General features: G+C 60.9%; 18 protein-coding genes and 1 pseudogene. 12 read left to right on the top strand and 7 right to left on the bottom strand.

The annotated features are described in order from the left end of the window. Positions 1-200: 200 nt before the first annotated feature. Positions 201-785, top strand: coding sequence for a hypothetical protein (locus BPHYT_RS33340; protein WP_012428531.1), 585 nt, complete (start codon positions 201-203; stop codon positions 783-785). On the opposite strand, the gene cuyB is transcribed toward BPHYT_RS33340, so the two are convergent. The 3 genes and pseudogenes from cuyB to BPHYT_RS33325 all read right to left on the bottom strand — a co-directional run bounded on the left by cuyB (position 760) and on the right by BPHYT_RS33325 (position 4,581). Continuing rightward, positions 760-2,253: a cysteate racemase gene (cuyB, locus tag BPHYT_RS33335; RefSeq protein WP_012428530.1), complete on the bottom strand. Its 1,494-nt coding sequence runs from the start codon at positions 2,251-2,253 to the stop codon at positions 760-762. The genes BPHYT_RS33340 and cuyB overlap by 26 nt on opposite strands. Continuing rightward, the gene (locus BPHYT_RS33330; protein WP_012428529.1) at positions 2,250-3,557 is read right to left on the bottom strand and encodes a dicarboxylate/amino acid:cation symporter; all 1,308 of its coding nucleotides are present in this window, start codon (positions 3,555-3,557) and stop codon (positions 2,250-2,252) included. Before BPHYT_RS33330 ends, cuyB begins: the two co-directional genes overlap by 4 nt. A gap of 109 nt (positions 3,558-3,666) precedes the next feature. Then, positions 3,667-4,581: pseudogene (locus BPHYT_RS33325) on the bottom strand (LysR substrate-binding domain-containing protein). Positions 4,582-4,904: 323 nt separating this feature from the next. Here BPHYT_RS33325 and BPHYT_RS33320 point away from each other — a divergent pair. The 3 genes from BPHYT_RS33320 (at position 4,905) to BPHYT_RS33310 (ending at position 7,933) form a co-directional block, all read left to right on the top strand. Further along, the gene (locus BPHYT_RS33320; RefSeq protein WP_012428528.1) at positions 4,905-5,927 is read left to right on the top strand and encodes an SGNH/GDSL hydrolase family protein; all 1,023 of its coding nucleotides are present in this window, start codon (positions 4,905-4,907) and stop codon (positions 5,925-5,927) included. A gap of 211 nt (positions 5,928-6,138) precedes the next feature. Continuing rightward, positions 6,139-6,849, top strand: coding sequence for a glutathione S-transferase C-terminal domain-containing protein (locus BPHYT_RS33315; protein ID WP_012428527.1), 711 nt, complete (start codon positions 6,139-6,141; stop codon positions 6,847-6,849). Between the two features lie 124 nt (positions 6,850-6,973). Further along, positions 6,974-7,933, top strand: coding sequence for an alpha/beta fold hydrolase (locus tag BPHYT_RS33310; protein ID WP_202945186.1), 960 nt, complete (start codon positions 6,974-6,976; stop codon positions 7,931-7,933). A gap of 81 nt (positions 7,934-8,014) precedes the next feature. Here BPHYT_RS33310 and BPHYT_RS33305 read toward each other — a convergent pair whose 3' ends face one another. Next, on the bottom strand, positions 8,015-9,913 hold the full coding sequence (locus BPHYT_RS33305; protein ID WP_012428525.1) for a S9 family peptidase: 1,899 nt from the start codon (positions 9,911-9,913) through the stop codon (positions 8,015-8,017). A 360-nt stretch (positions 9,914-10,273) separates the two neighbouring features. Between BPHYT_RS33305 and BPHYT_RS33300 the strand changes: the two genes are divergently transcribed. From BPHYT_RS33300 to BPHYT_RS33275, 6 genes are all read left to right on the top strand, one after another. Beyond that, positions 10,274-11,380, top strand: a complete 1,107-nt coding sequence (locus BPHYT_RS33300) for an ABC transporter ATP-binding protein (protein WP_012428524.1) — start codon at positions 10,274-10,276, stop codon at positions 11,378-11,380. Beyond that, positions 11,367-12,455 carry an ABC transporter ATP-binding protein gene (locus BPHYT_RS33295; RefSeq protein WP_012428523.1) on the top strand — a complete coding sequence of 363 codons (1,089 nt, stop codon included), beginning with the start codon at positions 11,367-11,369 and terminating at the stop codon, positions 12,453-12,455. The genes BPHYT_RS33300 and BPHYT_RS33295 overlap by 14 nt, the downstream gene beginning before the upstream one ends. After that, a complete protein-coding gene (locus BPHYT_RS33290) occupies positions 12,452-13,348 on the top strand; it encodes a carbohydrate ABC transporter permease (RefSeq protein ID WP_012428522.1) in 897 nt (298 codons plus the stop codon). The genes BPHYT_RS33295 and BPHYT_RS33290 overlap by 4 nt, the downstream gene beginning before the upstream one ends. Further along, positions 13,338-14,147, top strand: coding sequence for a carbohydrate ABC transporter permease (locus BPHYT_RS33285; protein WP_012428521.1), 810 nt, complete (start codon positions 13,338-13,340; stop codon positions 14,145-14,147). Before BPHYT_RS33290 ends, BPHYT_RS33285 begins: the two co-directional genes overlap by 11 nt. Next, on the top strand, positions 14,147-14,428 hold the full coding sequence (locus BPHYT_RS33280) for a DUF2160 domain-containing protein (RefSeq protein WP_012428520.1): 282 nt from the start codon (positions 14,147-14,149) through the stop codon (positions 14,426-14,428). Before BPHYT_RS33285 ends, BPHYT_RS33280 begins: the two co-directional genes overlap by 1 nt. 108 nt (positions 14,429-14,536) lie before the next feature. Then, entirely contained in the window at positions 14,537-16,279 is a 1,743-nt protein-coding gene (locus tag BPHYT_RS33275; protein ID WP_012428519.1) for an ABC transporter substrate-binding protein, read from the top strand. Between the two features lie 88 nt (positions 16,280-16,367). Here the strand turns inward: BPHYT_RS33275 and BPHYT_RS33270 are convergent, their stop codons facing one another. From BPHYT_RS33270 to BPHYT_RS33260, 3 genes are read right to left on the bottom strand one after another with little or no spacing between them, the layout of a single operon-like run. Further along, complete coding sequence (locus BPHYT_RS33270) at positions 16,368-16,910, bottom strand: cytochrome b (protein ID WP_012428518.1); 543 nt, start codon at positions 16,908-16,910, stop codon at positions 16,368-16,370. Further along, the gene (locus tag BPHYT_RS33265; protein ID WP_012428517.1) at positions 16,907-17,968 is read right to left on the bottom strand and encodes a catalase family peroxidase; all 1,062 of its coding nucleotides are present in this window, start codon (positions 17,966-17,968) and stop codon (positions 16,907-16,909) included. Before BPHYT_RS33265 ends, BPHYT_RS33270 begins: the two co-directional genes overlap by 4 nt. A 37-nt stretch (positions 17,969-18,005) precedes the next feature. Next, positions 18,006-18,530 (bottom strand): YybH family protein, encoded by a 525-nt coding sequence (locus tag BPHYT_RS33260; RefSeq protein WP_012428516.1) that lies wholly within the window; start codon positions 18,528-18,530, stop codon positions 18,006-18,008. 269 nt (positions 18,531-18,799) lie between these two features. Between BPHYT_RS33260 and BPHYT_RS33255 the strand changes: the two genes are divergently transcribed. Next, positions 18,800-19,594 carry a substrate-binding periplasmic protein gene (locus BPHYT_RS33255; RefSeq protein ID WP_012428515.1) on the top strand — a complete coding sequence of 265 codons (795 nt, stop codon included), beginning with the start codon at positions 18,800-18,802 and terminating at the stop codon, positions 19,592-19,594. Further along, entirely contained in the window at positions 19,591-22,704 is a 3,114-nt protein-coding gene (locus tag BPHYT_RS33250; protein ID WP_012428514.1) for a bifunctional diguanylate cyclase/phosphodiesterase, read from the top strand. The genes BPHYT_RS33255 and BPHYT_RS33250 overlap by 4 nt, the downstream gene beginning before the upstream one ends. Positions 22,705-22,723: the final 19 nt, after the last annotated feature.

Genomic DNA, 22,723 nt, shown 5'->3' with positions numbered 1-22,723 from the left:
TCAGATACTCGAAGCATCGTTCCTGCGCTCGCAATGGCCACGCTGGCGATGCGAGCAGACCGATTTTCCGCTGCCCGCGTCCGGGTCATGCGTGGGACGGTTTAAAAAGTCGCGTGGGGCCGCCGTATTCTGATAGATAGCGTGCCGGCAAGGTCCCGCAATGGCGGGCGTGACACGCGCGAGACTAGAGGAGGCCCGAAATGGCGCATGCGGATCTTGCGATACTTGGAGGCGTCGGGATTCTCGCGCTGGCCTGCCTGGTTGTGTGCGGTATTTACCTGTACTGGAGCAGCGACAGATACCGCGACCGGCAGCAGCGCCCGGAGACGCAAATCGGCGCAACTGAGGTGGTGGAGCAAAACGACGAACAGTTTTCGGAACCGGGGGCAACCATGGGCACGCAACTGAGTCATCGCTGCAAAACTTCGCTGTATCGGGCGGTGGCGAACAACGCGCACAGCGAAAGCATCGTGTTCCTGTTTGCCGGCAGCCGTGACGACGCCCGAAAGCGGGCGACCGGCGCGTTGGCCGCTATCCACGGCATCGCGGCCGAAAATGTGTCGCTCTCCAACCTGGCCTCGTTCGGCGAACTGGTTGACGTCGGCGTCAGCGAGGATGAGGAGTTGCGGATATTCGAAATGGCCTGGAAAGGTGCGGACGTCAGCGCCTGGGCCGAACATCCGCTTTTTCTGACCGATGATCCCAGTTTGATAGGCAAGTGGGCCGAACTGTACGCGGACCTGGCGCACGAGTTGGCCGTCAGCGCGATCGACCGGGCGCGCTAAAGACCGGACCGGGTAGCGCGGGCGCCGTCGCCAGAATCACGCATTGCCGTGCAAGGACATCGGTCGGATCGACCAGACTGACGCGCGCGCCGGTCGTGCCCACGAAGCTCTGCTTCGGCAATAGAAGCGGCAACTCGGTGCATCCCAGGATGATGACTTCCACACCTTCCGCAACGAGTCCATCAATGGCAGCGGAGATATCGTCCAGGCACTGCCCGGTGGTAAAGCCTGCTTTCACGCCTTTATTGCCGTAGATTGCTTCCATGACCCGCGCCTGCAATTCCGCGCGCGGCACGGTTTGCCGCAATCCCTCTGATTCCAGTGCTTTCTCGTAGACGCCGCTTGCGATCGTCCCCGAAGTGGCCAGCACGCCGACGGAGCGAAGCGCCGGATACGTCTCTCGAAGATGACGGACCGTCACCGTCAGCATATTGACGATCGGTATGCTCAGATACGGCTGAATGCGTTCGACAAATGCATGCGCCGTGTTGCACGGAATAGCGATGAGATCCGCATCGCCCGACTCGAGCTTTTTGCAGGTCGCGTAGAGCGAAATAGTCGGATCGGGGCCGTCGCCAATCAGGTTTTCCGTGCGATCGGGAATCTGGGGGTTCTGTTCAATCAAAAGCTTGATGTGGTCCTGGTCGCGATTCGCCGGCGTGTTGCGCACGATCTTCTGCATGAAATCCACCGTCGCCGCCGGACCAACGCCACCCACCACGCCTACTTTGAAAATCGATTCAGGCGAACCGTAATCGCTCGCTATCACGTACTGCGCATAGGCGAGATTCGAATCGATGAGCGGTACGCGAAACAGATCCATTTCCTCGGCCACAAGTGCGATTTCGGTAAGGCCCGGCACGATGATATCTGCGCCTTGTGCGATCAGGTCCTCGCACGCCTCGCGCAGAAGTGCAACAGGCCGGCCGGACAGGTTGCCGCTCTTGACGCCGTTCGCGCCGTAAACCGCTTCCGTGACGAGGTCGATGTCCTCGCGTGGGCGGGGATGAATGACTTCAAACTCCGGCGTCGCGAAGTATTTTTCAAACAAGCCTTTTCGACGGGTGAAGTCCGAGGTCAGCACGCCGATTCGCCGTGCCGTCGGAAATTTTCTACGCACATGGCTGCGCACGGCTTCGACCATATCGACAATCTGCAGCGGTGAGTTAGCCTTCAACTCATCGATGAACGTATGGCTGAGAAAGCACGGGAGTACGACGGTCGTCACGCCTCGCTTCTCGAAACCGCTGATCATGTCGAAGATGTACAGCTTCCGCTGAGTCGTTGCTTCGCCACCGGCGACCGCGCCGCGAAACGGATGCTGCTCGAAGATGACGTCGACGTGTTCCGCATCGCTCGACGCGGGTGTCGATTTAACGAGCTTGAAAAAGACGTCGGCGCTCGCCAGCGGACCCAGGCCGCCCACCACGCCGAACTTTTTCCCGCTCAGCACGCTTGCGCCGATCATTTCGTCTCGCCTTGCAATTCGCGCAATTCTTGCAATCGGCCCAACGCCGGGCTGTCGGCGCCGTCGATATGTTTGACCGCACGCTTCGCTTCCCACTTCGCGATAACCGCCGTCGCGATGCTATTGCCAATTACATTCGTCGCGGTTCGCCCCATATCGAGTATCTGATCGATCGCGAGGATCAGCACTACGCCGGAAGGAGGCAGATGAAACATCGGCGCAATGGCGGCCACCACCACCACGGAACCTCTTGCGACGCCGGCCATTCCCTTGCTGCTCAACATCAAGACCAGCAACATCATGATCTGCGCGCCGAGCGGCATGTCGATGCCGAATGCCTGCGCAATGAAAATCGCGGCAAACGCCTGATACATCATCGAGCCGTCGAGATTGAACGCGTAGCCGAGCGGCAGCGTAAAACCGACGACTTTCTTGTCGATACCGAACGCTTCGAGCTTCTCGGTAAGACGCGGGTAAGCAGCCTCGCTACTCGCGGTCGAAAAGGCGAGCATGGCGGGTTCCCGGACCGCTTTCAACAACCTCCAGATCGACTTGCCCAGAAAGGCATAGCCGACGAAGATGAGGACAATCCACAGCGTGACGAGACCGAGATAGAAACTGCCGACGAGCTTGCCGTACGTGGTCAGCACATCCAGGCCATTCACGGTAATCGCGGATGCCAGAGCGCCAAAGACACCGATGGGCGCGAGCCGCATCACGTAGTCGGTCAGTTTCAACATGGCCGGTACGAGCGCATCGATGCCGGCGATCAACGGTGTGACACGCGGGTCTTTTTTGATGGCGCTTAGAACGACGCCGAACAGGACGGAAAAGACAAGGATCTGCAGGATGTCGTTTCGCGCCATCGCATCGATGATGCTGGAAGGAAACGCGTGCGTGACGAAGTCCTTGAAATTCAGGCCCGCGGTGTTCAGGCCCGTGGCCACGTCGGAACTGGTCTGCGTCATATGCAGTCCCGCACCAGGTTGCAGCGCGTTCGCGAGGGCGAGGCCGAGCGCGAGCGAGAATAGCGACGCGCATACGAACCATCCCACCGACCTGAACCCGATCCTGCGCACATCGCTTGTGCCTTCCATGCCGGCGAGCCCAGACACCAACGTCGCGAAGACTAGCGGCGCGATGATCATCTTCACGAGCCGCAAGAAAATGTCGGTAATGATCGAGAAGTAACCCGCGATGGTCTTCGCTTCGGCAGCGCCCGCAGCGCTGCGATGACACACATAGCCGACGATCACGCCGAGCGCCATGCCGGCCACAATATAGAAAGTAAGACGGTTTTTCATTTCCATCAGTCCGAGGAAGGTGTATGGACGGATGATAGAGACGGGCAAAAAACACACGATGCGGGTCTGGCATGGGGATATGCGAAACTCGCATAAGGCGGGTTAACCCCTAATCGACCGCCGGCGACGCAGCGCGAAGGTGGCGCCAGAGCATGTCGAGAAACTCATTGCGATTCGACGCATCCCGGTAGGCGCGCAATTCGACTTCGAGACTCCATGTGTCGCGGCCCGCGAGGACCAACTCGCCCGCGTCGAGTTCGGCGACGATCGAGCTTTTGGGAAGCCATGCGATACCTTCGCCTTCCAGCACCAGTTTCTTGAGCACCTCGGCCATATCGGACTCGTAGTGCGGCCGCAAAGCCGGCGTCGTGTCGACCCGGCTCAAAAGCAGGGCAAGGCAGCGGCCGAAGTAACTGGTTTCCGTATACGAAATCAACGGCAAGGCTCGGGCCGCCGTTCCCGGCAGCCGGAACATAGGCGCGCCACGTGGATTGGGTCGGCAAACAGGCAGCAGCACATCGACGCCCACGGTGAGATGCTCGTACCTGACCGGGTCGAGGTGCAGCGGAAGCTCCGGGTGATGATAAGCAAACATCAGTTCGCAATTGCCGTTCACGAGCATCAGAATGGAGTCGTGGACATTGGTGGGTATCACTCGGGCGCGGACCTCGCCGAAACGCGCCGTGAGCGCCTTCAACCAGGCCGGCAAGAAACTCAGCGCGATCGTATGGCCCGCTGCAATCTGCAAGCCTTTGCCCGCCATGCGTTGATCGATGCGAATGATGGCCCGCGTATCGAACAGTTTTCCCAGTATGTCGACTGCGGCCTCACGAAACAGTTGTCCTGCAGGCGTCAGCGTCGGCGGGAAACTGCTGCGGTCGATCAGGTCCGCGCCCACTCACTGCTCAAGTGACTGAATGCGCCTGCTGAACCCTGACTGGGTGACATTCCGAAACTCCGCCGCGCGCGAGAAGCTTTGATACTGGGAAAGTGCGATGAAATCCTCGATCCACTTGATTTCCATGTCGGAGCCGTTTTGCGTGTAATAGGGAGCGGGTGTCTCGAAGCGAGTGTGTGATTCTACGCTGGCGAAATGCGTCAGATATGCCACGAGGGATGCGCCGAAAACGGGACGCTGGGTTGCTACAGAATCCTTCCCTTGAAAGCGGCGGTGTTCCCCTGATTGCTCCGCGTCGCACAGCGTTCTCGAAAGCCTGCACGACGTCAGCGCAGCGCCGGTCACGATAGCGCACGCTTATTGCTTTAAAAGAGTGCTTATCGGGAGAGAGCGACCGGCAATCAAGCTGTAACGTCGCAACGTCTCCAGCCAGCCAGGGAGACGTTGCGATGCCAAGAAGAAATGACACGGTACGCGCTGCAATTTTTGCAGTGGCGGTCTCACTGCTTACGGCATGCGGTGGGCACGGAGGCGACTCGAATAGCGGCAGCCCAGCTGCGACACCGGCAGGCGGCATCAATCTGCAAATCGTCTCGTTCGGCGACAGCCTTTCCGACGTCGGAACCTACGCGCCGCTCGCAAGCGCGGTCGGCGGCGGCCGTTTTACGACTAATCCCGGGCAGGTGTGGACTCAGGACGTCGCGCAGTACTACGGCGACACGCTAAAGGCTGCGTACACGATCGATATCACGCACAAGCTTACTGCGCAAGGCGGCCTCGGTTATGCGGAAGGCGGTGCTACTGTAGCGACGCCGGCCAACCAATCGGACTTTCTGACCTCGGTGATCGGCAACATCGAGATGCCGGTCAATCAGCAGGTGTCCAGCTATCTTTCGGCGCACGGCAGTTTCAATTCCAATCAACTGGTGCTCGTCTGGGCCGGCGCGAACGACGTGCTTCGCGCCGGGCAGTTGCCTGCTGCGGCGCCGACCGTGCAGACGGCGGCCAGCACGCTGGCTCAGGTCGTCGGGCAGATCGTCCAGAACGGCGGCGCGCACGTCGTGGTGGTCAATGTTCCGAATGTCGGGCTCTCGCCAACCGGTCTTGCCTCGTCCGATGGCGGCGCAAACTTGACCCAGTTATCGCAATTGTTCAACGACACTCTGAACACCGGGTTGCAAACCGCGGGTGTGCAAGCGAAAGTCATCCAGGTCGATGCCTATACGTGGTTGAACGGGATCATCGCTAACTTTCAGGCCAATGGCTTTGCCGTGTCGAACACGGGCCAGGCCTGCGACCCGAAGAAAACGCCGGATAACACGGCCTTGCTGTGTTCGCCTCCAACCTACGTGACCAGCAACGCGGACCAGACGTACATGTTCGCCGACGACCTTCATCCGACGACGCATCTGCATTCGCTGTTTGCCCAGTTCGTTGAACAGCAACTTGCCAGGAGCGGCTTGGGTCACTGAGCTAGGGAGATAGCGCAGCCCGCCTCGGGAAAACCATTTACGCCGACATACGTTCACCGGGCGTCCGCGCGCCCGATCGACGCGTTCGCACGCCAATCACATGACGGTCAACCACGAGTCGAGTAAGCTTGGCAGCATCGTGCCCGCTCACTTCCGCACTCCGCGGTAGCGACTACTTCGCAAAGTGACGGTCCCTGGCGAGGAGTGCCTCATGATGACGCTTTATTCCTATCCCGACCTGTTCGGCGTCGCCGACAACAATCCCTTCGGTCTCAAGGTATTCGCGTTCATGCGTCTGTGCGGGATGGAGTTCGAGCATCGGCACATCCTCGACACGAGCCTTGCGCCGCGCGGACAGTTGCCGTATCTGGTCGATGGCGAAGAAACGATCGGCGATAGCGATGGGATCATCGCTCATTTAAAGCACCGGTACGACCTGCGCATCGACCACGCGCTTTCGCCGGGACAGTTGAATCTCGACTTCCTGGTTCGAAGAACGCTCGACGACCTGTACTGGCCGATGAGCTTTTCACGCTGGCGCGACGACCGCTTCTGGCCGTCTTTCCGCGACGCCATTCTCGCCACACACGAAGACGTGAGTGCGAGCGATCTGGAAGCCGCGCGTGAATACAACCGGCTGCGCTATCACTATCAAGGCATTGGCCGCTATGAGCCGGAGCAGGTCTATGCGAGAGGTATCGACGATCTGCGTGTCGTGGCGGATCTGCTTGGCAACGACGGATTCGTTTTCGGCCCCGAGCCGGCAACCGTCGACGCGGCGATCTATGGCTTTGTCGCCAACATCTACTTCTACCGGATCGACACGCCGTTGAAGCAGTACGTGCTCTCGCGTCCGGCACTAGTTCGCCATTGCGAGGCCATTCACGAGCGGATCAACAACGAGGTACGCGTATCCCCTTGAGATGGGCGAATGGGCATCCTCCCAAGTACACGTGCGCCGAACGTCAACTGCATAGCGGGGCCAAGGCCGCCGCCAGGCTGCCGGGCTTGCTGCCGACGCTAAACTAAACCTTATGGAGCCGACCTTGCACGAACTTCGCCTCGAAACACTGCAGGTGGGCGCGCTGCGCATGCGTGTGGCCAGCCAGGGCAGCGGTCCGCTAGTGCTGCTATGCCATGGCTTTCCGGAGTCCTGGTACTCCTGGCGACATCAATTGGCGGCGCTCGCCGCTGCGGGCTTCCGCGCCGTCGCACCCGATATGCGCGGCTACGGCGGCACCGATGCGCCGCCTGACGCGGACTCGTACACGATGTTGCATCTTGTCGGCGACATGGTCGAACTCGTCAACGTGCTCGGTGAAAGCAAGGCCGTGATCGTCGGCCACGATTGGGGCGCGCCGGTCGCCTGGAATTCGGCGATGTTGCGGCCGGATCTGTTCCGTGCCGTTGTCGGCATGAGCGTGCCGTTTCATCCGCCCGCACGGGAAGATTTGCTTGGCGCACTGGATCGCCAGGGAATACGAACGTTCTATATGCAGTACTTCCAGACGCCCGGCGTAGCCGAGCGTGAGTTCGAGGCCGACCCGGAAGCTACGATTCGACGCATCACCTTCAGTATGTCAGGCGATGGACCCGAGCGCGTCGTGGCGGGAATATTAGTGCCCGGCGCAAGTTTTCTCGATAGCACAGTCGACCCCGAGACGCTGCCCGGCTGGCTCACCAGCGAAGAGATCGCTTATGTCGCGGGCGAGTTCGCGCGCACGGGCTTCAGAGGCGGCCTCAACTGGTACCGCGCTATTCGACGCTCGTCGGAACTCATGGCCGCATGGCGAGGAGCCGTGATCCGTCAGCCTTCGATGTTCGTAGCCGGCGCGAGAGACGATGTTCTCAAGTTTCCGGGTTCGCAGGCGCGTCTCGAGAACCTGACACGCGTGCTGCCCGGATTGCGCGGCTGCCATATTCTCGATGGCGCGGGGCATTGGATTCAGCGGGAACGTTCAGCCGAAGTCAACGACTTGCTAGTGGCGTTCTTGAGGGGACTTTAAATCGGCATGGGCCTGTCGTGTCCGGCACGGCAGGCCGCCGCGAGTTTGCGCCAGCCGCCGTCCCATGCAGATCCTTTGACGCTACGCTCCCGAACGGCCGCCCAGATGTTGCGCAAGAAAGGCTTCCATGGCTTCGTAGAACTCGAACTGGTTTTCTTCGTTGTGGAAGCCGTGCCCTTCGTTGTCTTTGAGCATGTACTTGACGTCGATCCCACGCTCGCGCAGCGCGCTCACGATCTGGTCGCTTTCGGCTTGCTTGACTCGCGGGTCGTTCGCGCCCTGCGCGACGAATAGCGGCGTCACGATCCGATCCACGAAAAATAGCGGAGACGCGTCGTGCAGCGCCTGCTTGCCCGCTTCGGTTTGCGGGTTGCCGATCATCTCGTACATCATGTCGAGCATCGGCTTCCAATACGGCGGCAACGATTCGAGCAACGTGAACAGGTTGGAGACGCCGACATAATCCACCGCAGCCGCATAGCGCGTGGGTGTGAACGCTACGCCGGCGAGCACCGCATAGCCTCCGTAGCTCGCGCCGTAGATGCCCACGCGTGCGGGGTCGGCCAGACCTTGCCCGACGAGCCAGTCGATACCGTCGTCGATGTCGTCCTGCATCGACTTGCCCCATTGACCGAAGCTTGCTTCCCAGAACGCGCGTCCATAGCCCGTCGATCCGCGGAAGTTCAACTGCAAGACGGCATACCCACGATTAGCGAGCAATTGCGCTTCAGGGTTGAAGCCCCAAGAATCGCGCGCCCATGGTCCTCCGTGCGGATTGACGATCAGCGGAAGCGGGCGCTCCAGCTTTTGCCCGAGTTCAATGCCCGCGGGCAACGTCAAATAGCCGTTGATCCGCAGCCCATCGCGCGCGGCGAAGTGGATCGGTTCCATGTGCGCCATGTCGGCGGGGTCGAGCCAGGGCATCAGCTCAGTGAGCCTGGACAGATGACGGCTGGCGATATCGTATGTCCAGATCGAGCCCGGCGACAGGTCGCTCGAAGCGTGCACGATCGCGCGCGATTCGTCGCGTGTGATGCTCGTGATCGCGATTTCTTGGCCGGGCAACTGACGCGCCAGATCCTCGTGGATCGAGCGCGCCCACTCGTCGAAGAAATGCCGATGTAGGCGGTCATCCACATACCACGCGGCAGTCAACACGCGCCGGTGATTCGAAAAAGTCATGCCGCCCACGTCCACGTGTTCGGTTTCGAACAGCAGCTCGCCCTCCTGCGCGGTCTGCGGGTCGAACTCGAAGATGGCCGTCTTGTCCCGGCCTCGATTGGAGAGCACGTACAGGCGCCGATCGTCGAAGGTGAAAAATAGCGGCGACACCGTTTCGCGAAAGTTGGTCGTCAGGATCGGGTGGAACGGTTCGGTTTCGGTATCGCGATAGAGCAGGGTGGTGTTGACGCCGTCCGAGGCCGTGGCGACGCGCAGGCTGCCGGCGTGGTCGGTCATCCAGCCCATGATGTTGCCGGGGTTTTCGGCGATCGGGGTGAACGCGCCCGTGACCACGTCGACGCGAAACACGTCGAACACCTGCGGGTCGCGCCGGTTCATCTGAATCAGGATATGGCGGTCATCGTCCCGGAGATCGTCGACGATACTCGCCTTGACGCCTTCGAACGGCGTCAGGTCGACCGGTTCGCCACCGTGGATCGGCACGGACAACACGTGATAGTTTTCGTCGCCGCCAAAGTCCTTGACGAACAGAATGCGGTCGTTGCCTTTCCAGGCGTGGCCGGGTACATCGCGTTCGGTTTCGTTGGTCAGCGCCCGCGCATCTCCAAGCGGCGAGCCATCGGGGCCGACTTCCTGAACGAAGATGTTCTGGCGGCCGGCGTGCCGGGTCAAGAACGAGAGATGCCGGCCATCCGGCGAAATCGTGAACTGGTGTTTCTCGGGTCTGCGGAAAAAGTCGCGCACCGAGTAGAGCTTGACGGTCCGGTCAGCGGCTTCCTTATCGTTGACAGCACTCATGCGGTCCTCCCTCAAAAGCCCCATTTGACCATGCGCGTCGAACCTGCGTCCTATTCGCGCGGCACCAGCAGGCAATCCATCAGACTGATTGCCATTCTGTTAGGCTGACATCAAGATTACGATTTGCGTCAAATAGCATATTCAACGAAAGCAATCGTTATCAGTCTGGTAATCGTCGACGAACCTAATTGTCGACCGATTGTATGGTTAACACCAATTTAAACGTAAACGAACAAAAAGGAACATCGAATCCGTTGTTTTGATTTCCTTTCAGAAAAAAGGGCGCGCCTTGCCATCCGCCCAAAATGAGCGAGAAGGCATCCGCAGCACCGGAGACGCACTAGAACAAAGGAGAGCGATTTGGTCTTGGAACTGGAGCGGGTGACGGTCGTTTCGGGCGCTCAGACGCACCTGTACGGCGTCGATCTGCGGCTTGTCCCCGGGGCGATCAACGTGCTGCTCGGACCGACGCAAGCCGGTAAGACCACGCTGATGCGCGTGATGGCCGGGCTCGACCGCCCGGCTTCCGGCCGCGTGCTTGCCGACGGCAACGACGTGACCGGCGTCAGCGTCAGGCAGCGCAACCTCGCGATGGTCTACCAGCAGTTCATCAACTATCCGGCCATGACGGTGTTCGACAACATCGCGTCGCCGCTGAATCTGCAAAAGACGCCCGCCGACGAAGTCAAACGGCGCGTTCACGAAGTCGCCGCCAAACTCCACATCGATCACCTGTTGCAACGGCGCCCGGGCGAACTGTCAGGCGGCCAGCAGCAGCGTTGCGCGCTGGCGCGGGCGCTGGTCAAGCGCTCGTCGCTGGTGTTGCTGGACGAACCGCTCGTCAATCTCGACTACAAGCTGCGCGAGGAATTGCGCGTCGAACTGGCCACGCTGTTCGCGGACGGCAAAACCACCGTCGTCTACGCGACGACCGAGCCGCTCGAAGCGCTGCTGCTCGGCGGCTATACGGCGATCGTCGACAAGGGGTGCGTGCTGCAACACGGCCCGACGCTCGATGTGTACAACGCGCCCGCCAATATCGACGTCGCGGCCGTCTTCAACGATCCGCCGATGAACATGCTCGCCAGCGATCTCACCGCCGACGGCACCGCGCGCCTGCCGATCGGCATCGACGTGCCGCTCGGGCGAGCCAGCGCGCGGGCCGTTCGCGAGAACGAAACGTTCCGCATCGGCGTGCGCCCCGGCCATCTGCGACTGGCGCCGCGGACACCGCGCTCCGTCGCCGTGCCGTGCCGGCTCGAACTGGCCGAATTGAGCGGCTCCGAAACCTATCTGCATCTGCACACGCGGCAAGGCGGCATCGACTTGGTGGCGCAACTGCAAGGCGTGCATCAGATCGATCTCGGTACGGAACTCGACGTGTACATCGACCCCGACGAACTGTTCGTGTTCGGCGCGGACACGACGCTGGTGTCTGGCCCGGAGGCCGCTCATGGCGCGCATTGAGTTCCAGAATCTCGCGCACGCATACGCACCCAACCCCGCCACGCTCGACGACTACGCGTTGCAACCGATGAGCATGGTCTGGGAAGACGGCGGCGCGTATGCATTGCTCGGGCCGTCCGGTTGCGGCAAGTCCACGTTGCTCAACATTGTGTCCGGCCTCGTGACGCCCTCGGAAGGCAAGGTGCTGTTCGACGGCAGCGACATCACGGCGAAAAGCCCGCGCGAACGCAACATTGCGCAAGTGTTCCAGTTCCCTGTGATCTACGACACGATGAGCGTGTTCGACAATCTCGCGTTCCCGCTGCGCAACCGCAAAATGTCGGCGCATGACGTGAAACAGCGCGTTCACGAAGTGGCCGAGATTCTCGACATGACGCGTGAATTGCCGCGTAAGGCGAACAATCTCTCGGCGGATGCGAAGCAGAAAATCTCGCTTGGGCGCGGGCTCGTGCGCAAGGACGTCGCCGCGATCCTGTTCGATGAACCGTTGACCGTTATCGATCCGCATATGAAGTGGATCCTGCGCCGCCAGTTGAAGAAGATTCATCAGCAACTGAAACTCACGCTGATCTACGTGACGCACGATCAGGTCGAGGCGCTAACCTTCGCGGATGAAGTCGTCGTCATGACGAACGGACGCGTCGTGCAGAAAGGCGATCCGGGCGCGCTGTTTTTGCGGCCTGATCATGCGTTCGTCGGCTATTTCATCGGCAGCCCGGGCATGAATCTCTGCCCGATCGAACTGAATGCCGACGGCATCAAGATCGGCACGCAGCATTTACAACTCGACCCGCCTACGCTCGAAACCCTGAGGCACGCCAACGGTACGCTGACGCTCGGCATTCGCCCGGAATTCGTGCGCGTGGCGAGCGACGGTGAAGCCGGCGCAGTGAAAGCGCACCTGCTGCGTGTGCAGCAACTCGGCAATTACCAACTCGTCACTGCGCAATGCGACGGCCACGTCTTCAGGGCAAAAGTCGAACCGCATCTGCGGGTCGGCGAAGGGGCGGTCTGGTTGAAGCTCGCCACGGCGGAAACCGTGTTCTTCAGCAACGACGAAAGGATCACGCGATGAACAAGCCCGTCAACCAGAAGGCGTGGCTGCTGGTCGTGCCGGTGTTCATCTGCGTCGCGTTTTCCGCCATTTTGCCGCTCATGACGGTGGTCAATTATTCGGTGCAGGACATCATCAGCCCGACGCAGCATGTGTTCGTCGGTACCGAGTGGTTTCGCGCGATCATCAACGACGACGACTTGCGCGGCGCGCTCGGGCGGCAGATCATCTTCTCCGCATGCGTGCTGCTGTTCGAGATTCCACTCGGCGTCGGGCTTGCGCTCGCAATGCCGGCTTCCGGCTGGCGCGCATCGGCTTCGCTGGTCGTGCTGGCCATGCCGCTGCTGATTCCATGGAATGTGGTCGGCACGATCTGGCAGATTTTCGGACGGCCGGATATCGGCCTGCTCGGTTATGCACTCAATCACGCGGGCGTCGAATACAACTACACGGCCAGTCCCGCCGCCGCGTGGATCACGGTGCTCGTGATGGACATCTGGCATTGGACGCCGCTCGTCGCGCTGCTCTGCTATGCCGGCTTGCGCGCGATTCCCGACGCCTTCTATCAGGCCGCCGAAATCGACGGCGCGAGCCGCTTCGCCGTGTTCCGTTATATCGAGCTGCCGAAGATGCGCGGCGTGTTGATGATCGCCGTGCTGCTGCGCTTCATGGATAGCTTCATGATCTACACCGAGCCGTTCGTGCTGACGGGCGGCGGCCCGGGCGATTCGACCACGTTCCTGTCGCAGTACCTGACGCAGAAGGCGGTCGGCCAATTCGACCTCGGCCCGGCGGCGGCGTTTTCGCTGATCTACTTCCTGATCATCCTGTTGCTGTGTTTCATTCTGTACAACTGGATGGAGCGTGTTGGAAAAGGCGGCCCGGCAAGCAGCGGAGAAGACTATGCGCAGTAATCGCTGGATGCGCGTGGCCGTGCTGACGGTGTACATCCTGTTCGCGCTGATTCCGCTCTACTGGATGCTGTCGATCTCGCTGCGCACGAACGAGGAGACGATGTCGGCGTTCGCGATCTGGCCGCATCATGTGACCTTCGACAACTACAAGGTCATCTTCACCGACCCGTCCTGGTACTGGGGCTATATCAACTCGATCATCTACGTGCTGATGAACACGGTGATGTCGGTGCTGGTCGCGCTGCCTGCCGCGTACGCGTTCTCGCGCTATCGTTTTCTCGGCGACAAGCACATGTTCTTCTGGTTGCTCACCAACCGGATGACGCCGCCCGCCGTGTTCCTGCTGCCGTTCTTCCAGCTGTATTCGAGCGTCGGTTTGATGGACACGTATATTGCGGTCGCGCTCGCGCACATGCTGTTCAACGTGCCGCTCGCGGTGTGGATTCTCGAAGGTTTCATGTCGGGCGTGCCGCGTGAAATCGACGAAACCGCCTACATCGACGGCTATACGTTCCCGGCGTTCTTCATCAAGATTTTCCTGCCGCTGATCAAGTCGGGCGTAGGCGTGACTGCGTTCTTCTGCTTCATGTTCAGCTGGGTCGAACTCCTGCTCGCGCGCACGCTCACCACGGTCAACGCCAAGCCGATTGCCGCCGTGATGACGCGCACGGTATCGGCGGCGGGGATGGATTGGGGCGTGCTTTCGGCGGCAGGCGTGCTGACCATCGTGCCCGGCGCGCTCGTCATCTATTTCGTGCGGAACTACATCGCGAAGGGCTTTGCGATGGGGAGAGTCTGATGCTCACGTGGATGTATTGGACACCGGAAGTGGCGATTTTCTTCGGCTGCGTCGTGGTGATGCTGGCGGGCATGACCGTGTGGGAAATCCGCTCGCCCACCCTCGAACGCAAAGGCTTCCTACCGATCGGCACCACGCGTGGCGACCGGCTCTTTATCGGATTGCTGATTGCCGCGTATATCAATCTCGCGTGGGTCGGCATCAGCGCGGAACATGCGAGCGCGTGGCCCGGTTTCGCGGCGTCGATGCTCGTGCTGCTGATCGTCATGTGGAAGGGATGAACAGCACTGCGTCCTGAAGGTTTGCGTATCTGGACAGACCGGTTCCGTTGATGCCCCGGGCGGACCTCGGCAGTTGATCCAAGGGGTGCGGAGACAGAGGAGAAAGCCATGCAACAGAGGAGACGAATCGTCACGCTCGCCGTGGCAGGCGTCATCGCGACTGGCTTCACGAGCCACGCGGCGATCGCCGGCACGCCCGAAGCGCAGAAGTGGGTCGATAGCGAGTTTCAGCCCAGCACGCTATCGAAACAGCAGCAGATGGACGAGATGAAATGGTTCATCGATACCGCTGCGACGCTGAAATCGGCAGGCGTCAAAGAAGTGCACGTGGTATCCGAAACACTCGACACGCACATGTACGAATCGAAAACGCTGGCCAAGGCGTTCACCGAAATCACCGGCATTTCAGTCAAGCACGACATCATTCAGGAAGGCGACGTCGTCGAGAAACTGCAGACTTCGATGCAGTCCGGGCAGAGCATTTACGATGGCTGGATTTCCGACTCCGACCTGATCGGCACGCATTATCGCTATGGCGTGATCATGCCGCTGTCCGACTATATGACCGGCGAAGGCAAGAAATATACGAACCCGGGTCTCGACATCAAAGACTTCATCGGCACGAGTTTCACGACCGCGCCGGACAAGAAGCTCTATCAATTGCCCGACCAGCAGTTCGCAAATCTTTACTGGTTCCGCGCCGACTGGTTCGCGCGCAAGGACCTGCAGGACAAGTTCAAGGCGAAATACGGCTACGAGCTGGGCGTGCCGGTGAACTGGTCCGCGTATGAGGACATCGCCGAATTCTTCACGAACGACGTGAAGAATATCGACGGCGAAAAAGTCTATGGGCACATGGACTACGGCAAGAAAGACCCGTCGCTGGGATGGCGCTTTACCGATGCATGGCTCTCGATGGCGGGCGAAGCCGACAAGGGCATTCCGAACGGTATGCCGGTCGATGAGTGGGGCGTGCGCGTCACGCCGGACGGTTGCCATGCGGTGGGCGCGTCGGTCTCGCGCGGCGGCGGCACGAACAGTCCGGCCGCGGTGTTCGCGACCACCAAATACATCGACTGGCTGAAGAAGTTCGCACCGCCCGAAGCCTCGGGCATGACGTTCAACGAAGCGGGACCGGTGCCGGCGCAAGGCAAGATCGCCCAGCAGATCTTCTGGTACAGCGCGTTTACCGCGTCGATGCTGAAACCCGGCAACGTGACGAACGCGGACGGCACGCCGAAGTGGCGGATGGCGCCCTCGCCGCACGGTCCGTACTGGAAGGACGGCATGCAGAACGGCTATCAGGACGTCGGTTCGTGGACCTTCTTCAAGTCGACGCCGCCGAACCAGCGCGCTGCCGCGTGGTTATACGCGCAGTTCGTCACGTCCAAAACGGTCTCGCTGAAGAAGTCGATTACCGGTCTCACGTTCATCCGCGATTCCGACATTCATAGCGATTACTTCACGAAGAACGCGGACAAATACGGCGGCCTGATCGAGTTCTATCGAAGCCCGGCGCGTGTCGCGTGGACGCCGACCGGCAACAACGTGCCCGATTATCCGAAGATGGCGCAACTGTGGTGGAAGAACGTCGCGACGGCAGTGGCCGGCGAAAAGACACCGCAAGCCGCGATGGACAATCTGGCAAAGGAAATGGACCAGGTGTTGGGCCGTTTGCAGCGCGCGGGGATGAAGGTCTGCGCGCCGGAGCTGAATCCGGAAAGCTCTCCGGACAAATGGCTGTCGGATCAGCACGCACCGTGGAAGAAGCTGGCGAACGAGAAGCCGAAAGGCGAAACGGTCAAGTATGACCAGCTGCTGACTGCGTGGAAGCAGGGGAAGGTGCGGTAAGCGCGGCGATGCGGTAACTGGGTAGAGTTAGAAGCGGGCGGCCTGTTCAGGTCGCCCGCTTCGTTTTAAATCGCTGGAGGCGCGCGTGTCACCGCTTCGACCAGGATGCCATCGCCTCGAATACACCGTCACGTCTCACCAGCGCGTGCAGAAGCGCCGCCGCCAGGTGCAGCAGGATTAGCGCGAAGAAACATAGCGCGAGTGTTCTATGCGCGTTCCACAGCAGCGTGTGCAAACCATTGCTATGCGGCAGGATAGGCGGCAAATGTATCCCGAACACTACGACGGGATAGTCCGCCGCCGACAACATGCCCCAGCCGATCAGCGGCAGTCCGATCATCAATAGATAGAACGCGAGATGCGACAGGTGGGCGGCGAGTTTCATCGGCTCCGGCATCGACGCCGGCAGCGGCGGCGCGCCGCGCGTCAACCTCACCACCAGGCGAATCAGCGCCAGCACGAGAATCACGATGCCCAGAGGCTTGTGGATCGACACCAGCGAAAGATAATCCGGCCGAACGGTGGACACCATCCCGACGCCGATGAACAGCATCGCCAGAATGCAGACCGCCATGAGCCAGTGAAGCGCGCGTTGCAGCGGAGTGAAGCGAGCGTGGATCGGGGTCGTCATGGCGTGGCTCCTCCCGCCGGATGGCGCGGATAGTCCTTATCCTCGGCGGTCCGCCGGTTGAACGAGACGGAATAGGCGGCTGAGCGCGCGGCCGGAAACGGGTCGTCCGAGACGTGCATGCCGGACGGCAGCACCGTGGGATCGAAGTTGAGATCGCGGCACGGACCGTCGGCCTCGGGTTCGATCGCGTTGACCACCAGCGTGCCCGCCTCCACCTTGCGACGATCTTCCGGCCAGGCTTTGCTGGGGTCGGCGGTCGGGTCGCCGGGATTGGCGGCGGTGATGACCAGCGTCCAGCGTTGCGGGGCGCTTTGCACCCGCTGCGTGATATCCGTGGCGAGGAAGTCGGGACCCTTTGCCTTCAACTGGTCTGGGGAGACGGCCTCGGGCTGCGCGGCCGGTACGAAGGACCAGCGCACGGGCTGCTCCTGCCCCTGGGCATTCGTGAAGATGAAGCTATTCAGGCTGTTGTAGCGGTCCTGCGCGTACGAGGCCGTCCACGGCGCGCTGCCGGCCCAGCCGACGAACGTGCCGAATTCCGGGTGCGCGGCGACAAAATTCTTCATCGCGTCCGGATCGTTCTTATCGGCCGACGCCTGAAGCAGAGCGTAGAACGCCTGCGGTGTGGCGACCGGGAAGAAGGGCGCGTCGATCATCGCCGTGCGCCATTCGCTTCCATCCGGTCCGACGATGCGCAGGCTGAGGCCTCGCACCCTGACTGTGGCATCCGGCGCTTTAGGGTCGGCCGTGGCGAGGTTGAATCGTCCTGTGACCGGATACGAGCCTTGCGCGAACATGGGCGCTTTGGAGAGGGTCGCGGCTCCGCCGTTCGATTCGAAAGTACCGGTAAAGCAGATGCCCTTGGCATGATTGCGCCGGAAGCCGAGCGCCGCGCCGCCCGGCGGCGCGAGACCGTTGACGATCTTTGCCGGCGTGAGCCGCCCCGGCGAGAGCCAGCCGGCCGTATAGGCGAAGGCCGCGGCCAGCGCGGCCACGACGACTGCAATCAGAACGAGCGAACGGACTGTGGAGGCGTTGGAAGTCGGTCTGTCGGCCATCGATCTCTCCCGATCAATGATTCGGCTGAGTGGAAATCTAGCAGGGTGGGGAGAATAGTGCCATTGGTTGGGGAATCGTGCTTACTCGGTCAAGAACCTTATTCGGCGTCGTGCCAAACGACATGAAGCGGGCGATGGACCATTTGCCGTCCGGTTGCCGTTTAAAAATATCGATCCCCGCCTCATGCGTCACGCTTTCTTCCGCGCCCTTACGGGCGGTGAGCGTCCAAAAGAGCCGCACTACGGCGATATCCCCGGAAACGATGATCTCGCGAATATCCGGACTGTCGTAATGAAGGCTCAATTCGGGCTTCGCCAGCAACGCGGCGAGCTTCGCGCAAAGCGTATCCCGGTTACCATCGAGCACTTCAGGAACGGTTGAAATCAGGTCCGGCGCGAACACATCGCAGACGCCTGCCGCATTGCGGGCATTGAACGCTTGCGCCCAGCCTTGCAGTCGCGCAGTAATGGCCGCTTTGTCCGAACCTGGGTCAGAGCGAGCCGGCGCCACCATGACAATGCCTATTAACACCGCAGCAATCGTAAGCAGGCGTCTGATCATGGAAGGCCTCCAAATCGACAGAATCCGCTCCCACGCAAAAAATAACAACCGCCGCCTCAAGAACTGCAGCCCATTGCCGATATTGCGTTAAGAGTGCTTCCCGGTGAATGTTCCGCTGGCACTACGGACAGGTGTATGCTGGCCAGTCCGTGAACAAAAAGGCATCTCATTGGCCGCATTCAAATTGACCAGATAGCAGGATCTCGTCGGCGTCATCGTCGGGGAAATTGAATGTGGCACTCAAGTCATCTTCGTACGACGGAGACACCGTGATTCGACAATGCCTCGGGGGTTTGTTGCTGGCGCTCAGTTGCGTGGGCAACGCCATGGCTGCGGGCCCCGACTGTTCGCGTTCGTTCACGCTCGCTTTACACGATCACGGTCTGCTCTATTCCGTCGACACGGATACCGGGATCGACAAGGACTTCGCTGACGAACTGATTCGCCGCAGCGGTTGCCAGATCAGAGTCAGCCTGATGTCGCGAGCCCGGATCTGGAAGCTGATTGAATCCGGCGGACTGGATTTCAGCCTGTCGGGCATTACCAACGACGAGCGTAATGAGTACGCGGACTTCGCCTGGTATTTCAGCAACAAGTACTATCTGTTGGTGCGCAAGGACGCTGGAATTCATCGGCTTGCCGACTTCGAGCACAACGACCGGTTTCAACTCGGCGTGATCCGCAGCTTCCGCTATAGCGACTCGGCCAACCGGCTGGTCGACAAGCTGTCGGCCGAAAATCGCGTCAGCCAGGCGGGCGGTCTGGAGCCGCTGTATCAGGCGCTGATTCTCCGGCGCATTCAAGGCATGATCATCGAGCCTTTCGATTACCCTGCAATCGATGAAAAGAAAATCCGCGACGTAACCACCATCGTGGAATTCGACGACCCCGCCGTGCGCCATGGCCTGATCATGTCGAAGAAGGCACTGTCGCCCGCCGAGCGCGAGAAGTGGCGCGCGCTGGTGAATGAGATGCGCGCGGACGGCACCGTGCGGCGCATCTTCGAAAAGTACTTCAAACCTGACCTCGCCGATTCGATGGTCGATTTCAAGACGCAGCCGTGAACTGGGCACGCCTCGTCCTGATTCCGTTTCTGGTCCTCTCCGCCGCGCTGAGCGTGACGTGGATGCTGTGGGACCATGAGCGGCAAGCTGCCCGTCATGAACTGCTGTCCCAGTTCAACTATTCGCTGGGCGACGCGGTCAGCCGCATCGAGCAGCGCATGGGCACGTACGAGCTCTTGTTACGCGGTGTGCAGAGCCTGTTCGCCGCGACAGGCGAGATCGACCGCGCCCGGTTTCGTGACTACGTCGGCACGCTCAATCTCGACGCCAACTTCTCCGGCATCCAGGCGATCGGTATCGTTGCGTGGGTGCCGGCGACGCAAATGGTCGAGCATATCGCGTCGATGCGCCGGCAAGGCGTGCCCGACTACGCGATCGAGCCCAAAGGCTCGCGCGAGGACTACGCGCCGATCATCCAGCGCGAGCCGTTCATCGGCATCAATCGCGCGGCGCCCGGTTTCGATGCATGGGCCGACCCGGTGCGGCGGCGTGCGTTGGAGCAGGCGCGCGACTCCGGCATGGCGACCCTTTCCGGCAAGGTTCGCCTCTCGGTGGACTCCGGCAATGCTCGCCCCGGATTCATCATGTACCTGCCGATCTATGCACGAGGCCAGCCGCAAGACAGCGTCGCCCAGCGCCGCGCGCATCTGGTCGGCTGGGTGTACGCCTCGTTCCGCATGCACGACGTCATCGCCAGCCTGTACGGCGAGCAGCCGCCCGGCCTCACTATCGCGATTTACGATGGCGTCGAAACGTCGGCCGCCGCGCTGTTGCACAAGACGCCTGAGGCGCCCGGTCATCATCGGGTCACGGACATGGCGGCCAACGAATATCTGGTGGTGGGCGGCCATGACTGGACACTCTCGATGAACGCCCAGGACGACTTCAAGGCTCGCTTCGGCCGTAACGCCGCGCTGCCTATCGCCAGCACCGGCACGGGCCTGAGCCTGCTGCTGGCGCTGCTCACCTGGCTGATGATGACCGGCCGCGGCCGCGCGATGCGGCTCGCCTCGGCAATGACAAAAGAATTGCGCGAGAACGAGGAGAAATTCCGCGCGATTGCCGACTGTACGGTCAACTGGGAAATCTGGTGGGGAACCGACGGCAAGCCGCGCTGGATCAACTCGGCGGTGGAGGCGTATATCGGCTATACGGTCGACGAGTGCATGGCCTTACCGGATTTTGCCGGCACCGTGATCTATCCCGCGGACATTCCCCGCGTGGCGCCTGAATTCCAGAAGGCGCTACAGGGTTTGCGCGGCGACGACCTCGAGTTTCGCTGCGTTCGCAAGGACGGCTCGCTCATGTGGCTGTCCGCGTCCTGGGTTCCCATTACCGATTCCAAGGGCGAGTTCATCGGCTTTCGCACGAGCGGCCGCGACATTACCGAGCGCAAGCAGGTCGAGGCTGAACTGCGCATTGCCGCTGTCGCATTCGACTCGATGGAACCGATGATGATCACCGACGCGAGCGCCACTATTCTGCGCGTGAACTCGGCCTTCACCGAATGTACCGGCTATACCGCCGAGGAGATCGTGGGCCAGACACCGCGCGTGCTTCGATCCGGCCGCCACGACGACGCATTCTTCCAGGAGATGTGGGAAGAGATTCACAGTGCGGGCGGATGGCAAGGAGAAGTCTGGGACCGCCGCAAGAACGGCGAGGTGTACCCGAAATGGCTCACGATCTCCGCCGTGATGAGCGACAACGGCACTGTCAGTCACTATGTCGGCACGCATCACGACATTACCGAACGCAAGATCGCGGAAGAGCGGATCAAGGAATTGGCCTTCTTCGATGCGTTGACCCGCTTGCCCAATCGCACCCTGCTTCTGGATCGCCTGAGGCAGGCGATCACGGCCAGTGCCCGCAATGAAGCGTGTGGCGCGCTGCTGTTCATCGACCTGGATCACTTCAAGACGTTGAACGATACCCTGGGTCACGACAAGGGCGATCTGCTGCTGCAGCAAGTGGCGCGGCGTCTGGCAGACAGCGTACTCGAAAGCGACACCGTGGCGCGAGTGGGCGGCGACGAGTTCGTGGTGGTGCTCGGCAATCTGCACAAGAACCGCCAGGAGGCGGCCAACCAGACGGAGGCCGTGGGCGAAAGAATCCTCGCTGTTCTGGGCAGTCCGTATCACCTTGGCAAGATCGAGTACCGCACGAGTGCTAGCATCGGCGCCACGGTGTTCAGAGGGCATCAGGCCTCGATCGACGAACTGCTCAAGCAGGCCGACCTCGCGATGTACAAGTCCAAGGAACGGGGACGCAACGCCGTGCGTTTCTTCGATCCCGACATGCAAACCGTCGTGGTGCAGCGAGCCGCGCTGGAAGCGGGCTTGCGCAATGCCATCGAGGACAATCAGTTCCTGCTCCACTACCAGGCGCAGGTCGTGGGTACGCGCGTGACAGGCGCGGAAGCGCTGGTGCGCTGGCAGCATCCGCAGCGCGGTATTGTGCCGCCCGCCGAGTTCATTCCGCTGGCTGAAGAGACCGGACTGATCGTTGCGCTGGGAAGCTGGGTGCTGGAGGCCGCTTGCGCGCAACTGGCGCGATGGGCTGCGCGGCCCGACATGGCGCATCTCACGATTGCGGTCAATGTCAGCGTCCAGCAGTTCCGCAAAGCCGATTTCGTGGACAACGTATTGACGATTATCGGTCGCACCGGCGCGCGGCCCGACAGGTTGAAACTGGAACTGACGGAAAGCGTGCTGGTCGACAACGTGCAGGACATCATCGAGAAGATGAGTGCGCTGAAAGCGAAAGGCATCGTCTTTGCACTCGACGATTTCGGCATCGGTTATTCGTCGCTGTCCTATTTGAAGCGCCTGCCTTTGGATCAGTTGAAGATCGACCGCTCATTTGTGCGCGATGTCCTGGTCGATTCCAACGACGCCGTGATTGCCAGAACCATCGTGGCGCTTGCGCGCAGCCTCGGTTTGGGTGTGATCGCCGAAGGCGTGGAAACAGAGGCTCAGCGGGATTTCCTCGCTGCAGCGGGGTGCTACGCGTATCAGGGCTATTATTTCTGCCGCCCGCTTCCTATCGAGGATTTTGAGGCGCTGTTGAACAATGTGGAGACACGTCAGTGCGTGGCTGAGCGAACGTGAGAGACGTGGCGTGCCGGCG

Source organism: Paraburkholderia phytofirmans PsJN (assembly GCF_000020125.1).
Classification (GTDB): Bacteria; Pseudomonadota; Gammaproteobacteria; order Burkholderiales; family Burkholderiaceae; genus Paraburkholderia; species Paraburkholderia phytofirmans.
The sequence above is the reverse complement of the archived record's forward strand: the minus strand, read 5'-3'. Positions and strand labels throughout refer to the sequence as shown.

Excerpts from the sequence above, each read along its gene's own strand:
- BPHYT_RS33270 (WP_012428518.1), bottom strand. The coding sequence starts at position 16,910 with ATGACGACCCCGATCCACGCTCGCTTCACTCCGCTGCAACGCGCGCTT.
- BPHYT_RS33315 (WP_012428527.1), top strand. The coding sequence starts at position 6,139 with ATGATGACGCTTTATTCCTATCCCGACCTGTTCGGCGTCGCCGACAAC.
- BPHYT_RS33290 (WP_012428522.1), top strand. The coding sequence starts at position 12,452 with ATGAACAAGCCCGTCAACCAGAAGGCGTGGCTGCTGGTCGTGCCGGTG.
- BPHYT_RS33260 (WP_012428516.1), bottom strand. The coding sequence starts at position 18,530 with ATGATCAGACGCCTGCTTACGATTGCTGCGGTGTTAATAGGCATTGTC.
- BPHYT_RS33330 (WP_012428529.1), bottom strand. The coding sequence starts at position 3,557 with ATGAAAAACCGTCTTACTTTCTATATTGTGGCCGGCATGGCGCTCGGC.
- BPHYT_RS33280 (WP_012428520.1), top strand. The coding sequence starts at position 14,147 with ATGCTCACGTGGATGTATTGGACACCGGAAGTGGCGATTTTCTTCGGC.
- BPHYT_RS33275 (WP_012428519.1), top strand. The coding sequence starts at position 14,537 with ATGCAACAGAGGAGACGAATCGTCACGCTCGCCGTGGCAGGCGTCATC.
- BPHYT_RS33265 (WP_012428517.1), bottom strand. The coding sequence starts at position 17,968 with ATGGCCGACAGACCGACTTCCAACGCCTCCACAGTCCGTTCGCTCGTT.
- cuyB (WP_012428530.1), bottom strand. The coding sequence starts at position 2,253 with ATGATCGGCGCAAGCGTGCTGAGCGGGAAAAAGTTCGGCGTGGTGGGC.
- BPHYT_RS33285 (WP_012428521.1), top strand. The coding sequence starts at position 13,338 with ATGCGCAGTAATCGCTGGATGCGCGTGGCCGTGCTGACGGTGTACATC.
- BPHYT_RS33320 (WP_012428528.1), top strand. The coding sequence starts at position 4,905 with ATGCCAAGAAGAAATGACACGGTACGCGCTGCAATTTTTGCAGTGGCG.
- BPHYT_RS33295 (WP_012428523.1), top strand. The coding sequence starts at position 11,367 with ATGGCGCGCATTGAGTTCCAGAATCTCGCGCACGCATACGCACCCAAC.
- BPHYT_RS33305 (WP_012428525.1), bottom strand. The coding sequence starts at position 9,913 with ATGAGTGCTGTCAACGATAAGGAAGCCGCTGACCGGACCGTCAAGCTC.
- BPHYT_RS33340 (WP_012428531.1), top strand. The coding sequence starts at position 201 with ATGGCGCATGCGGATCTTGCGATACTTGGAGGCGTCGGGATTCTCGCG.